This window comes from Amycolatopsis sp. M39, assembly GCF_001651785.1.
Classification (GTDB): domain Bacteria; phylum Actinomycetota; class Actinomycetes; order Mycobacteriales; family Pseudonocardiaceae; genus Amycolatopsis; species Amycolatopsis rubida.
In genome coordinates, this window is the sequence record NZ_LWSF01000004.1 from 802,395 (window position 1) to 816,031 (window position 13,637).

Annotated in this window: 13 protein-coding genes; 2 read left to right on the top strand and 11 right to left on the bottom strand. The window is 70.5% G+C overall.

The features are described 5' to 3' along the window. Positions 1–31 precede the first annotated feature (31 nt). From A4R44_RS14315 to A4R44_RS14360, 10 genes are all read right to left on the bottom strand, one after another. Complete coding sequence (locus tag A4R44_RS14315) at positions 32–544, bottom strand: XdhC family protein (protein WP_067580018.1); 513 nt, start codon at positions 542–544, stop codon at positions 32–34. A 15-nt stretch (positions 545–559) separates the two neighbouring features. Continuing rightward, positions 560–1,045: an NUDIX hydrolase gene (locus A4R44_RS14320; protein ID WP_067580020.1), complete on the bottom strand. Its 486-nt coding sequence runs from the start codon at positions 1,043–1,045 to the stop codon at positions 560–562. Further along, positions 1,042–2,178, bottom strand: a complete 1,137-nt coding sequence (locus tag A4R44_RS14325) for a glycosyltransferase family 4 protein (protein ID WP_067580243.1) — start codon at positions 2,176–2,178, stop codon at positions 1,042–1,044. Before A4R44_RS14325 ends, A4R44_RS14320 begins: the two co-directional genes overlap by 4 nt. A 16-nt stretch (positions 2,179–2,194) precedes the next feature. Next, on the bottom strand, positions 2,195–3,097 hold the full coding sequence (locus A4R44_RS14330; protein WP_067580022.1) for a phosphatidylinositol mannoside acyltransferase: 903 nt from the start codon (positions 3,095–3,097) through the stop codon (positions 2,195–2,197). Then, positions 3,094–3,741, bottom strand: a complete 648-nt coding sequence (gene pgsA, locus A4R44_RS14335; protein WP_067580024.1) for a phosphatidylinositol phosphate synthase — start codon at positions 3,739–3,741, stop codon at positions 3,094–3,096. Before pgsA ends, A4R44_RS14330 begins: the two co-directional genes overlap by 4 nt. A 100-nt stretch (positions 3,742–3,841) precedes the next feature. After that, positions 3,842–4,372 carry a MarR family winged helix-turn-helix transcriptional regulator gene (locus A4R44_RS14340; protein WP_067580026.1) on the bottom strand — a complete coding sequence of 177 codons (531 nt, stop codon included), beginning with the start codon at positions 4,370–4,372 and terminating at the stop codon, positions 3,842–3,844. Between the two features lie 50 nt (positions 4,373–4,422). Continuing rightward, entirely contained in the window at positions 4,423–4,965 is a 543-nt protein-coding gene (locus tag A4R44_RS14345) for an HIT domain-containing protein (protein ID WP_067580028.1), read from the bottom strand. Further along, complete coding sequence (gene thrS / locus A4R44_RS14350; protein WP_067580030.1) at positions 4,962–6,989, bottom strand: threonine--tRNA ligase; 2,028 nt, start codon at positions 6,987–6,989, stop codon at positions 4,962–4,964. Before thrS ends, A4R44_RS14345 begins: the two co-directional genes overlap by 4 nt. A 155-nt stretch (positions 6,990–7,144) precedes the next feature. Next, the gene (locus A4R44_RS14355) at positions 7,145–7,756 is read right to left on the bottom strand and encodes a malonic semialdehyde reductase (protein WP_067580032.1); all 612 of its coding nucleotides are present in this window, start codon (positions 7,754–7,756) and stop codon (positions 7,145–7,147) included. 122 nt (positions 7,757–7,878) lie between these two features. Continuing rightward, positions 7,879–9,429, bottom strand: a complete 1,551-nt coding sequence (locus tag A4R44_RS14360) for a sugar transferase (protein ID WP_067580034.1) — start codon at positions 9,427–9,429, stop codon at positions 7,879–7,881. Positions 9,430–9,914: 485 nt separating this feature from the next. On the opposite strand from A4R44_RS14360, the gene A4R44_RS47875 reads away from it, so the two are divergent. After that, positions 9,915–10,055: a hypothetical protein gene (locus A4R44_RS47875; protein WP_157904864.1), complete on the top strand. Its 141-nt coding sequence runs from the start codon at positions 9,915–9,917 to the stop codon at positions 10,053–10,055. A gap of 408 nt (positions 10,056–10,463) precedes the next feature. On the opposite strand, the gene A4R44_RS14365 is transcribed toward A4R44_RS47875, so the two are convergent. Further along, positions 10,464–11,345 (bottom strand): nitroreductase/quinone reductase family protein, encoded by an 882-nt coding sequence (locus A4R44_RS14365; protein WP_095213320.1) that lies wholly within the window; start codon positions 11,343–11,345, stop codon positions 10,464–10,466. A 1,046-nt stretch (positions 11,346–12,391) separates the two neighbouring features. On the opposite strand from A4R44_RS14365, the gene A4R44_RS14370 reads away from it, so the two are divergent. Next, a complete protein-coding gene (locus A4R44_RS14370) occupies positions 12,392–13,603 on the top strand; it encodes an MFS transporter (protein ID WP_067580036.1) in 1,212 nt (403 codons plus the stop codon). Positions 13,604–13,637: the final 34 nt, after the last annotated feature.

The window sequence follows — 13,637 nt, forward strand, 5'->3', positions numbered from 1 at the left end:
CCTCACGGACGAACCTCGGTGGGCGCGGCGGTCAGAACTCGAAGCCGCCCGGTCGCCCGTTGCGGTCCGCCACCAGCCCGGCCAGCGTCGCGATCGCGATTTCCGCCGGGGTGCGCGAGCCGATGTTCAGCCCGACCGGCCGGTGCACCCTGGCGATGTCCGGTTCCGAAACGCCCAGCCCCCGCAGGGCTTCCCCGTGCGGCCCCGGATGCCGCGGGTTGCCCAGCACGCCCACCCACCGCGTGGGCGTCGCCAGTGCGGCCCGCAGGACCGTCCCGAGTTCCGGCCGGTGGTGGTCGGTCACCACGACGTCCGCGTCCGCTCCCGGAGCCGGCGCGGTGGTGCGGACTTCGACGCCGTCAGGCGCATCGCTGGCCCGCGCTTCGTCCGGCTCGAACAGCACGGCACGGTAGCCCAGATCGGCCGCGTAGCGCAGCAGGTACCGGGCCACCGGCGAGGCGAACACGGCCACCAGGGTCCGTTCCGCGGGCGGCTCTTCGACCTCGCCGTGTGCGACGGCGCAGGCATCGGGTTCGGTCGTCATGCTGCTCAGTCTGCCTCAGAGGTCCGGCTCGGCGAATTCGAAGTACTCCGGCAGCGGCGCGGTCCCGGCGAGCTTGAAGTAGCGCACCTTCCGCCGCCGCCGCAGCGCCAGCGTGTCCCGCACAGCGTCGTTGTGCACGCGACGGGCGATGACGACCCGGTGTTCGGCGTCGGTTAGTTCCCCGGCGAGCACGACCGGCAGCCGGGACCGGTCGATCGGGGCCAGGACCAGCGTCAGCTCGTTCTCCGCGGCCTCACGGTCCGGCCGCGCGGCAGCTTCGGCGCGCGCGGCCGCGGCGTGCAGCTCCGCACCGTCGTGCAGGACCGCGGCGACGGCTCGGGCAACCACGGCTCGGCGCGCGAGGGCAGCTTCCAGAGCCGCCCAGCCCGCGTCGGTCCGGACGTGCAGGCGGTCGAGGCGGTTCGCGGTGGCGACCAGGAACAGCCCGCCGAGCACCACGATCGCGGCCGCCGCCACGAGCAGCCACACCAGCACCGTCACGCCAGCTCCCCCGCCGCGACCAGCCGGGGATCCGCCGCGATGGCCGTTTCGTACACCCGCAGCACCTGGGTCACCACGACCGCCCAGTCGTACGCCGTCACCCGCTCGCCTGCCGCGGCGGCGAGCGACGCCCGGTGCGCCGGGTCGCCCAGAAGTTCGCGCAGGCCGTCAGCCAGGGAGGACGGGTCACCGGTCGTGGTGAGCATTCCGGCGCGGCCGTCGTCGAGGACGCGGCGGAACGAGTCGAGGCCGCTGGCCAGCACCGGTGTGCCCGCCGCCATCGCCTCGGTGAGGATCATCCCGAAGCTCTCGCCGCCGGTGTTGGGCGCGCAGTAGACGTCGACGCTGCGCAGCGCACGCGCCTTCGTCTCGTCGTCGACCTGGCCCAGCAGGTCGATGTGCGGCCACAGCTTCGGCCCGGCCATCCGACGCAGCTGGTCCGGTTCGCCTCGGCCGACCACGAGCAGCCGCAGGTCCCCGAACTCCGGGAGCAGCCGCCGCGCGGCCTCCAGCAGCACGTCCATGCCCTTGCGCGGCTCGGTGAACCGCCCGACGAACCCGATCGTCCCGCCCGCGCGCGGATAGCCCTCCAGCGGCAGCGCACGGGAAAAGAACTCGACGTCCACGCCGTTCGGGATCTCGACCGCGTCACCGCCCGCGTGCTCCACCTGCACCCGCCGGGCCAGCGCCGACACCGCGATCCGGGCGGTGATCTTCTCCAGCAGCGGACGCAGCACCGGCTGGAACGCCGCCAGCGTCCGCGAGCGTGTCGTCGCGGTGTGGAAGGTGGCCACGATCGGCCCGTCCGCGACCTTCAGCGCCAGCAGCGACAGGCTCGGCGCGGCAGGCTCGTGCAGGTGCAGCACGTCGAACCCGTTGTCCCGGATCCACCGCCGCACCCTGGCGTAGGAGACCGGTCCGAACTGCAGCCGCGCGACCGAGCCGTTGTACGGAATCCCGAGCGCCTTGCCCGCCGGGTGCACGAAATCCGGCAGCCGCGCGTCCTCGTCCGCCGGAGCCAGCACCGACACCCGGTGCCCGCGCTCGATCAGCGCCCGGGCCAGGTCGCTCACGTGCCCCTGGACCCCGCCGGGAACGTCGAACGAGTACGGGCACACGATCCCGATCTTCAACCCGCGCGCCACCGGGTCAGCTCGCTTCTTCCAGCGCCGTCGCCGCGGAATCGGCGGGCCAGAACGGCTGCAGCATGTGCCAGTCGGCCGGATGCGCGGCGATGTCGCCGGCGAACACGTCGGCCAGCGCCTGCGTCGCCGCGGGCACCTCGGCCCGCTGCGTGACGCGGATGCGCGGATGGATCCGGATCTCCCAGCCGTCCTCGGTGAACCAGCAGCCGGTCGGCAGCAGCGCGGCGCCGGTGGTGGCGGCGAGCCGCGCGGGACCGGGCGGCAGGTGCGTCTGCTCGCCGAAGAAGCGCACCGGGATCCCGGACGAGGTCAGGTCCCGGTCCCCCAGCAGGACCACCACCTTGTTCTCGCGCAGCCGCCGCAGCAGCAGCCGCATCGCCGCGCTGTCGCCGGTCAGCGGCACGATCTCGAAGCCGAGCGATTCCCGGAACGACACGAACCGGCGGTACAGCGATTCGGGTTTGAGCCGTTCCGCGACCGTGGTGAAGGTGCCCGCGTAACTGGCGAGCCAGACTCCCGCGATGTCCCAGTTCCCGCTGTGCGGCAGCGTCATCACCGCGCCGTTGCCCTCGGCGAGCGCGGCGTCGATGTTCTCCGCGCCGGTCACCGTCACCCGCTTCGCGACCGCCGCGTGGTCCATCGCCGGAAGCCGGAACGTCTCGAACCAGTACCGCGCGTACGACCGCATCGCGCGCCGGACCAGCTCGTCCAGCTCCGCTTCGCCTGCCTGCGGCACGACGCGGGCGAGATTGGCGCGCAGCTGCCGCACTCCCCCGCCGCCCCGCCGCGCGGCCATGTCGGCGCCGAAGGCGAACAGCGCCGACCCGAACGACCGCGGCAGCCGCCGGACGAGCCGCCAGCCCGTCGCGTAGCCGAACTCGCTGAGCCGCTGGGACAGTGTGCTCACGGTTGCGCCCCGCCCGCCGGTGAGTCGGCCTGTTCCGCCGCGGCCGCCCGTGCCGCGCTCGCCACCGCCGCCGTCCGCTGCAGCAGCGTGACCACCGACAGCACGGCTAGCAGCCACAGCGCGATCTCGACGGTGTAGGGCACGCCCAAGCCGTGCAGCCCGGTGCCGACGAGGGCGATGATGAGCCGCTCCGCGCGTTCCACCAGCCCGCCGTCGGCTTCGAGGCCGGAAGCTTCGGCGCGCGCCTTCACGTAGGAAATGACCTGGGCCAGCACGAGGCAGATCAGCGCGGCGGCCGCGGCCCGGTTGTTGTGGTCCTGCACGAAGCACCACCACGCGATCGCCGCGAACAGCGCGCCGTCGACCAGCCGGTCGCAGGTCGCGTCGAGCACCGCGCCGAAGGGCGTGCCGTAGCCGCGGGCGCGGGCCATCGCGCCGTCGAGCAGGTCGAGCATGGCGAAGCCCCACACGGTGAACGTGCCCCACAGCAGCATCCCCTGCGGGAAGAACGCCAGCGCGCACGCGACGGCGCCCGCGGTGCCGAGCACGGTCATCGCGTTCGGGGTCAGTCCGGCGCGGACCAGGGCGGCGCCGATCGGGTCCGTCACACGGGAGACCGAGGCACGGGCGAAAATGTTGAGCATCTTCCTCGTCTGTGCACCTGATTCGGGGGCGGGTGGGCGACGAAAGCCTATCGACCCCGCTGTCCGAACCGGACCCGCCCGCCCGCGACCCGCCGGAACGTCAGCCGGATTTCGGCAGTTCGGCGACCGGCGCGGCGAATTCCGCCGCCTCCTCGGCCTCCCGGACGGCCTGGCATTTGGGCCGCAGCCCGGCCAGGATCGCCTCGGAAATCTCGCCCAGCTGGCGCACCTGCTCGGCGCTCAGCTGGTCGAACAGCGTCTCGCGGACCGCCTCGACGTGCCCGGGCGCGGCTTCCTCCAGCGCGGCGAACCCGGTGTCGGTGAGCACCGCCCAGGACCCGCGCTTGTCCGTGGGGCACGACTCGCGCTGGACCCAGCCCTTCGCCTCCAGCCGCGCCACCGCGTGCGACAGCCTGCTGCGCGACGACCCGCGCACGGACGCGAGCTCGCTCATCCGCAGCCGCCTGCCTTCGGCCTCCGACAGCGAGACGAGCACCTCGTAGTACGTGTGCGGCATGCCCGACTCGTGCTGCAGCTGTCCTTCGAGGTGGGCGTGCAGCAGCGAGCTGGCCTGGGCGTAAGCGCGCCAGGTCCGCTGCTCGTCGTCGGTCAGCCAGCGTGGTTCGGACATATCGTCATCATACGCTGGTTGAGCACTCAATTACCGCCCCGCGACCGGCCTCACCACGCGTCCGCGAGCAGGTCGCGGGTTTCGCCGAGCAATTGCGGCAGCACCTTCGTGTGCCCGATCACCGGCATGAAGTTCGCGTCGCCGCCCCAGCGCGGCACCAGGTGCTGGTGCAGGTGCGCGGCGATGCCCGCCCCGGCGATCACGCCCTGGTTCATCCCGATGTTGAACCCGTGTGCCGCCGAGACCGCCCGGATCACGCCCATCGCGTGCTGGGTGAACTCCGCCAGCTCGCGCGTCTCCTCCGGCGTGAGGTCGGGGTAGTCCGCGACGTGCCGGTACGGGACCACCATCAGATGCCCCGGGTTGTACGGGTACAGGTTCAGCACCGCGAACACGGCCTCGCCGCGGGCGACGATCAGCGCGCGCTTGTCGTCGCCGAGACCGGGCAGGCGGCAGAACGGGCAGCCGTCGGACTCCTCGCCCTCGGGCTTGTCCTGGCCCCGGATGTAGGCCATCCGGTGCGGGGTCCACAGCCGCTGCAGCGCGTCCGGGACCCCGACCCCGTCCTGTTCGGCGAGTTCCGGCTCGGTCACTTCAGGATCTTCTCCACGGCCTCGGCCGAGGGCGACGCGTTCTCCCGCCGCTCGACCCACTCCGCGATCGCTTCGACCGCCTGCTCCACCGGGACGCCGTTGATCTGCCCGCCGTCGCGGAACCGGAACGACACCGCGCCCGCCTCCGCGTCCTTCGCGCCCGCCAGCAGCAGGAACGGCACCTTCTGCGTGGTGTGCGTGCGGATCTTCTTCTGCATCCGGTCGTCGCTCGCGTCGACCTCGACGCGGATCCCCTTGGCGCGCAACGCCTTCTCGACGCCGCGCAGGTACTCGACCTGGTCGGCGGTGATCGGGATGGCGACCGTCTGCACCGGCGACAGCCACGCCGGGAACGCGCCCGCGTAGTGCTCGGTCAGCACGCCGAAGAACCGCTCGATCGACCCGAACAGCGCGCGGTGGATCATGATCGGCCGCTGGCGGCTGCCGTCGGAGGCGGTGTATTCGAGACCGAACCGCTTGTTCTGGTTGAAGTCGAGCTGGATCGTCGACATCTGCCAGGTGCGGCCGATGGCGTCCTTCGCCTGCACCGAGATCTTCGGGCCGTAGAAGGCCGCGCCGCCCGGGTCGGGCACCAGTTCGAGGCCGGAGTCGACGGCGGCCTGGCGCAGCGTCTCGGTGGCCTCCTCCCACTCCCAGTCCTCGCCGATGAACTTGTCGGAGTCCCCTCGGGTGGACAGTTCCAGGTAGAAGTCGGACAGGCCGTAGTCGGCCAGCAGGTCCAGCACGAACTTGAGCAGCGACCGCAGCTCGCCCGGCATCTGCTCCTTGGTGCAGTAGATGTGCGAATCGTCCATCGTCAGGCCGCGCACGCGGGTGAGGCCGTGCACGACGCCGGACTTCTCGTAGCGGTAGACGGTGCCGAATTCGAACAGCCGCAGGGGCAGTTCGCGGTAGGACCGCCCGCGCGAGCGGAAGATCAGGTTGTGCATCGGGCAGTTCATCGCCTTGAGGTAGTAGTCCTCTTCCTCGAACTGCACCGGCGGGAACATGGTGTCCGCGTAGTACGGCAGGTGCCCGGAGGTGTGGAACAGGTCGCCCTTGGAGATGTGCGGCGTGTTCACGAACTCGTAGCCGGCTTCCTCGTGCCTGCGGCGCGAGTAGTTCTCCAGCTCGCGGCGGATGATGCCGCCCTTGGGGTGGAACACCGGGAGCCCGGAGCCGATCTCCTCGGGGAAGGAGAACAGGTCCAGCTCGGCGCCGAGCTTGCGGTGGTCGCGGCGCTCGGCCTCGGCGATGCGCTCCAGGTGGGCGTCCTGCGCCTCGGCCGATTCCCACGCGGTGCCGTAGATCCGTTGCAGCTGCGGGTTTTTCTCGTTGCCGCGCCAGTACGCGGCGGCCACCCGGGTGAGCTTGAAGGCCGGGATGAACTTGGTGGTGGGCACGTGCGGGCCGCGGCAGAGGTCGCTCCACACGCGCTCCTTGGTGCGCGGGTCGAGGTTGTCGTAGATGGTCAGCTCTCCGCCGCCGACCTCCATGACCTCGGTCGTGTCCACATCAGACTTGATGTCCACCAGTTCGAGCTTGAACGGCTCGTTCGCCAGTTCTTCCTTGGCCTCGTCGGTGGAGGCGAACACGCGACGCGAGAACTGCTGCGCGCCCTTGACGATCTGCTTCATCCGCTTCTCAAGCTTCTGCAGATCCTCGGGCGTGAACGGCTTTTCGACGGCGAAGTCGTAGTAGAAGCCGTCGCGCACCGGCGGGCCGATGCCGAGCTTGGCGTCCGGGAATTCCTGCTGCACGGCCTGGGCGAGCACGTGCGCGGCGGAGTGCCGGATCACGCTGCGGCCGTCCTCGGTGTCCGCCGCGACGGCTTCGACCTGCGCCTCGGCTTCCGGGGCCCAGGCGAGGTCGCGCAGTTTCCCGTCGGCGTCGCGGACGACGACGATCGTGTCCGGGCCCTTGGTGGGCAGCCCGGCTTCGCGCACCGCGGCGCCCGCCGTAGTGCCCGCCGGCACCACCACGCGCGGGGCGGGTACGGCGGCAGCTGACGACGGTTGGGACACGATCGGACTCCTTTGGGAGAAGTGACTGAAACGACTCCCGCTGATGCTAGTCGGCGGCGGGTTCGCCGATTCGACCGCCGTCAGCCAACCCTGCCCGCGGACGCCGAGAGGCCGCCCCGGGCGTGCGGGGCGGCCTCTCGGCGGCGCGGCAAGGGTCAGAGGGTCTCGACGACCTGGTCGAAGTCGAGCCGCGGCAGGCGGTCGTACCACGGGTTGTCGCCCGGCTTGCCGACGTTCACCGCGACGAGCGAACGCCAGTTGTTGCCGGAGAAGAACTCCTTGTCCACGCCCGCGGCGTCGAAGCCGGTCATCGGGCCCGCGGCCAGTCCGGCGGCGCGCACGCCGATGATGAAGTAGCCGACCTGCAGCAGCGAGTTCAGCTTGGAGAACTCGACGCGGCCCGCTTCGTCGGCGAAGTTGTCCTTCACGCCGGGGTTGTGCGGGAAGGTCTGCGGGATGTTCTCGTGGAAGTCGACGTCCGCGGCCAGGATCACGGTCAGCGGCGCGGCCTCGGTCTTGGCGCGGTTGCCCTCGGCCAGGTGCGGCAGCAGGCGCTGCTTGGCCTCGTCGCTGCGGATCACCAGCGCGCGCAGCGGCTGGGTGTTCATCGAGGTCGGAGCCCACTTGACGAGGTCGTAGATCGCGCGGACCTGCTCGTCGGTCACCGGCTCGGCGCTGAAGCTGTTGGCCGTGCGCGCCTCGCGGAACAGCAGGTCCTGCACCTCGGCGGGCACCTGCAGCTGCTGGGACTCTGCGAAAGTAGTCATCGGATTCGGCGTTCCTTCCCGTGCTGTCGCCTACGCACGGCACCAACCTGGTTGAACGCTTGACTATTTCCCGAACCCGGCCGTTGTGACTCAGCGCACGCGGGCGACGGGATCCTCGCAGCTCAGTAGGCGCCCTGCCCGGCGAGGACAGCGCGCAAGGTCTTCCAGAGGATCACCAGGTCCAGCGCCAGCGACCAGTCCTCGACGTAGCGCAGGTCGAGCCGGATGCTCTCGTCCCAGGAAAGATCGCTGCGCCCGCTCACCTGCCACAGCCCGGTCAGCCCGGGTTTCACCAGCAGCCTGCGGCGCGCGGCCGGAGCGTAGGTCGCCGTCTCCTCCGGCAGCGGCGGCCGGGGGCCGACCAGCGACATCCGCCCGGCGACGACGTTGAACAGCTGCGGCAGTTCGTCGAGCGAGTACCGGCGCAGCAATCCGCCGACCTTCGTGACCCGGGGGTCCTTCTTCATCTTGAAGAGCGGCCCCGCGCCTTCGTTCGCCTTCTCCAGGTCGTGCCGGGTCGCATGCGCGTTCACGACCATGGTGCGGAATTTGAGCATGGTGAACGCTTCGCCGTCCTTGCCGATGCGCCGCTGCCGGTAGATCACCGGACCGCGGTCGCCCGCCTTCACCGCTACCGCGAGCGCCAGCAGCACCGGGGAGAACAGCGCCAGCAGGAAGGCCGCGCCACAGCGGTCGACGACCTCTTTGACCAGGCGGCGCCCGCCGGTGAACGCTGGCGCGGTCACCCGCAGCAGCGGCATGCCCAGGACCCCGCTGACGTTCAGCCTCGGCCCGGCGACCTCCATCAGCACCGGCGCGACGACCATCTCCGACGAGGTGCCTTCGAGATCCCAGGCGAGCCGCTGCAGCCGCTCGGGATTCCAGTACTGGTCGGCCGTGATCGCCACGACCCGGTACCCGCCGCGGCGCACGTGCCGGGAAAGCTCTTCGAGCCGCCCGACGACCGGAACGCCTTCGATCTCCCCGTGCCCGGTGGACGTGCAGACCGCCTCGACCCGCCATCCGACGTGCGCTTCGGCGCGGGTCCGCTTGATCAGGTCCGCGACCGTTTCCGCGCTGCCGGCCGCCATCACCGGCAGCAGGCACAACCCGCGCCGCCGTCTCCGGTGCAGAATCTGCCGGAGCACGTATCGCTGGGGGAACAGTACTGACGCGACGGCCGGCACGACGTAAAACACCCAGGGCTGCACTTCGAGCGCACCGAACAACAGCCCGCCGAACGCGACCAGCACCGCCGCGGTGATCAGCGCGCGGCCGAGCGTGCGGTACTCCTCGGGCCCCTCCCCCAGCACGCGGGCGCTCCAGGCCCGGCTGACCGGAAGCGCGCAGAGGATCGCGAACGCGGTGCCGAACGCGTGCATGTCGTGCGGTGCGAGCCGGTCGATGACGAACGCGCTGATCGCGATCACCACGCAGGCCGCGACGAGATCCGAAGCGATCACCGTCCTGCGGTAGCGCTTTTCCCACTCCGCGGCGTGCGTTTTCGGCGGATCTCCCTCCGCCGGACAGACCGTGGCGGGGTCGAGCCGGGCGTCGGCGGCACGGCCGGGCGGCGGTGCCGCCACGTCGACCGGCGGTGCGGAGACCGCCCCCAGGTCGACCCGCGGCGGCGCGACGCCGTCCGCGGGCCATGGCCGCACCGGTTCTTCCATCAGTCCTCCCGCGCTACGCAAGCTCCCCGGACCTGATCGCCACCGGCACGCTGAGTCAGGACCGATGATCACGATCAGTGATCAGGGGGCGGTCCGGCCCGATGTCGCCGAAGGTGTGCCACTGGCCAAGGTATCGGGTGGTCAGCGAGCGGCGTTACAGAGATTTTCCAGCCACGGCCTGCACGTCTTTCCCGTCAGGAAGCACCGGTGAGATAACGGGAATGTCACGATGGGTCACACCGGCCCGGCAACCGAAATTACCCGCAGTAGTCAAGTTTCCCACTACCTACACCGAACGGCCCAGCAGGCCCGCAGCCGAATCAGCTCCCCCGCACGGGTCAGCGCCCGCGCCCGCACCCGCCCCAACCGCCGTTCGGGCACAAGCTCTCCGCCGACTCGCCGATTTCCCTTGCTCTCCTGCGCACTCCGCACCGGAATGCGCAGGAGGGCCCGGTTTGCGGCTATTCGGGTGGTCTGAACCATTCGTGGGCACCCTCGCCACCGGGGCCGGGCCCCGCCGCACATTTCTCCCGGACTGGCGCCGTGTTCCCGCCGCGATCAAGTCCACACTGGACACCCAGCCGACGTCCGGGCTCATCCCGGCGGAGCGGCAGCCGCCGCGTTGAGCGCGGCTGGCCCCGCGAGATCGGAGCGCCGCCAGTCCGTCGACGGCACCGCCGCCGCGTCCAGCGCGGACCCGCCCCTCGAAATCGCACTGCGCCGCCAGCTCCCGAAACGGAACCGGCGTCGCCCCGGCTCAAGCCGTCTGCGGCACCACAGCCGCGTCCAGCGCCAGCCTGCCCGCCAAACCGAAGCACGCCCCGGCTCAGCCCACAGCAGCCAGCTCCCGAAACGGAACCGGCGTCGCCCCGGCTCAGGCAGTCGGCAGCACCACAGCCGCGTCCAGCGCCAGCCTGCCCGCCAAACCGAAGCACGCCCCGGCTCAGCGCACAGCAGCCAGCTCCCGAAACGGAACCGGCACCCCCGGCTCAATGCACAGCAGCCATCTCCCAGAGCGGAACCGGCGCCGCGGCTCAGGCCGTCGGCGGAGCGGCAGCCGTCGCGTTCAGCGCGGTCACCACCGTTTGCTCCTCGAACTCGAAGTGCGCCTCCACCTCACCGGCGAGCCGCTCCAGTTCGGCACGCAGCCGCACCGGGTCGGATTCGCCTGGGACGAAGCCGTCGACCAGTTGCCGGATCGCGTCCTGCAGCCGCGCCACCACCTCGTGCTGTCCGGCGAGCTGCGCGATCGCCGGAGCGAGCGCAGGGAACTGCTCGGCCAGCGACGGGAACACCACCGAGTCCTCGCCGAGGTGATGCCTGCGCAGCGCGGTGCAGAAGCCGAGGCAGTGCGTCCGCATCTCGTGAGCCAAGTCCGGTTCCGGCCGGACGAGCGCCGTCGCGCTGCCGTCGGCCAGGTCGTCGGCCTGCTCGCGCAACGCCCGCAACTCGGCGCGAAACCACTGGTGCACCTCGACAAGCCAATCGCCCATGCCTTTGCCGCGCTTGTCGATCCGATGCAACACGACCACCGGGATTTCCCGGGTCGTCTTCGCCTGATAATCGCCGTAACCCGGAGCCTTCGCGACCACCTGCGCGAAAAGCCTCTCGTAAGCGGCCCCCCGCGGAATGGCGGCCATCGCCTGGTAGGCGTCTCCGCCTGCCTCGACAGTCACCATCGGGTTCCGCCGGATGTTGTGGTACCAGGCCGGATGGCGGTCCGCCCCGTTCGCCGAGGCGACGACCACTCCGTTTCCCTCGATCTCCAGCCAGCCGAGGAGCACCTCGCGGCGCAGGCCGGTCCTCGCTCCGGTCGTCGTCAGCACGGCCAGCGGCCAGCCCTCGAACCTGCCGCCCAGCGCGCCGCGGTTCGCTCGGAACTCGGCGATCAGGCGGGAGGAAAAAACGTCGCTCACACAATTCCTTTCGGTTTTCCGGAAAGGAGGAGTCGAGCACGGAAAAAGGACGCGAAAACACCCCGCAGGCACACGCATGGCGCGAAAATCCGGTCGACGGATCCGCGGAACCGCGGGAGAGGGGAAAGCCCGATCTCCGTGCTGGCTGGTTAGCCGCTACCTCCATGCGTAGGCCCATACGGGGCGCACGGCCAAGTTAGCACAAGCCGGGAACCCCTCGACCAGCCCCCCGCAGTCCGGGCCAACCGCCGCCGAACGGAAAATGAACGCGACGCGCCGGCCAGGTCGTCGGCACGCGGCGCAGTGCGGCGGGCCATTCGGCGGGCCCGGTATTCCGCCTGGAGCACCGATCGGCACAAAAAGGACTTCGCGATCGGCGAATTCACGACCGGCTGCGCGGATTCGGGACCGTTCGGCGCAGCAGCCTGCTCCCCTCGCCATTCGAGAGCCGCCTGCCGGGGCGCACCGGAATGGGGTTGCTGACAGTTCCCGCGACGCCGCGCCCTTGGCTTGATCTTCTCTCTGCCCGAGACCGGACGCCTGGCGATTCCACGCTGACGAATCCGGGCACGACATCTTCCTCTCCGGACACAAATCGTTGCGCCGCAATGCATCTGCCCACATACTCGGATCGGGAAGAGCGCCCCCGGGCCGGCGGCAGAACCGATCAGCCCCCGTTGCCTCACGGGCGGCCCGCCACGGTGCCCGCACCCGCCACCTACTCCCGGGAAACCACGAAACCATGATTGTTTGCGACACATATCAGCGAAATCTGCTTCTGAAAGTCGTGCGCGTTGCGGAAAATCCCGAGCATTGACCCGTACTCAGCTTGCATGGCAACATCTTGCAAGGCAACCATTGGGGGACCATGCGTCAGCATCAATCACTTGACCCGAATGATTCCGCGAGCCCGCGACGTGCGATCCGTGCCAGGGCGGCAACGGCCCCGGTGCGCATTCGGCGCTCACCGGTCCCGGTGACCTGCGAGGTCGCGAGCCACGATGGCCGTTGAGGAGCACCCTTCCGTCATTCAGACGCTCCGGGGAATGTCGAGGCCTGTCTGGCTGCTCCTGATCGGCACCCTGATCAACCGGCTGGGCAGCTTCCTCCAGGTCTACCTGGTGCTGTACCTGACCGACCGCGGGTTCTCGACGGCGAGCACCGGATTCGCGCTGGGAGCGTTCGGCGTCGGCACCGTGGTCGGCGTCATCATCGGCGGTTCGGTGAGCGACCGGCTCGGCTACCGCCACACCATCGTCGGCTCCATGCTGGTCGCCGGCGTGCTCACGGTCGTCCTGCCGCATCTGACGAACATCGCGGCGGTGGTCGGCGTCGTCGGGGCCGTCGGCCTCACCTCGCAGGCCTACCGCCCGGCCGCGTCGGCGCTGCTCATCGACCTGACCCCGCCGGAGCGGCACATCATGGTGTTCGCCGCCTACCGGCTCGCCTACAACGTGGGCACCGTGGCCGGTCCGCTGCTCGGCGCGCTGCTGATCACCTATTCCTACGAAGCGATGTTCTACTGCAACGCGATCGCGCTCGTGGCGTTCGGGCTGCTCGCGTTCAGCCTGCCGAAGCACTCGGAGGTCGCGCACGCGTCCCCGTCCGGAGACTCCGAAGAGGTCGCGGACGCCCGGGAATCGCCGGAGACGGCCGGCCGGCCGGCGTCCTATCTGGCCGTGCTGACCGACACCCGCTTCATCGTGTTCAACATCGCGATGATCCTCGGCGGGATGGTGTACATCCAGAGCATTTCGACGCTGGCGCTGCAAGTGACGGCGGCGGGGCACGCACCCGGTTTCTACGCCGCGCTGCTCTCGATCAACGCGTTCGTGATCACCTGCCTGGAACTGCCGATCACGAGGTTCGTCCAGCGGATGACCGACCGGGCGACCGTCGCGCTCGGCAACATCCTGGTGGGCGCCGGGATGATGCTCTACCTGGCCGGGCCGTCGGCGGCGGTGCTCGTGGTCGCGACGCTCGTGTGGACCGCGGGCGAGATGGTCGGAACCCCTACCATCACGGCGTATCCGGGCCGGATCGCACCGCCGCGGCTGCGCGGGCGCTACATCGCGCTGTCGGAGTTCGCGACCCAGGTCGGCTACGCCGCGGGCCCGGCGCTGGGCGTCGCCCTGTGGGCCGTGTGGCCCGCCGGGGTCTGGTGGCTGTGCGGAGTGCTGACCGTCCTCGCCGTTTTCGGTTCCTCCGTGTCGATGCCCGGCGCGGCGGACCGGAACCGGCAGCCGCTCGACAGCTGATTCGCACCGGCGGCGCGGCGCACCCAGTGGCGTG

Bases quoted from the DNA above. Each gene is read 5' to 3' on its own strand.
- A4R44_RS14315 (WP_067580018.1), bottom strand. From the start codon at position 544: ATGACGACCGAACCCGATGCCTGCGCCGTCGCACACGGCGAGGTCGAA.
- pgsA (WP_067580024.1), bottom strand. From the start codon at position 3,741: ATGCTCAACATTTTCGCCCGTGCCTCGGTCTCCCGTGTGACGGACCCG.
- A4R44_RS14340 (WP_067580026.1), bottom strand. From the start codon at position 4,372: ATGTCCGAACCACGCTGGCTGACCGACGACGAGCAGCGGACCTGGCGC.
- A4R44_RS14355 (WP_067580032.1), bottom strand. From the start codon at position 7,756: ATGACTACTTTCGCAGAGTCCCAGCAGCTGCAGGTGCCCGCCGAGGTG.
- A4R44_RS14360 (WP_067580034.1), bottom strand. From the start codon at position 9,429: ATGGAAGAACCGGTGCGGCCATGGCCCGCGGACGGCGTCGCGCCGCCG.
- A4R44_RS14370 (WP_067580036.1), top strand. From the start codon at position 12,392: ATGTCGAGGCCTGTCTGGCTGCTCCTGATCGGCACCCTGATCAACCGG.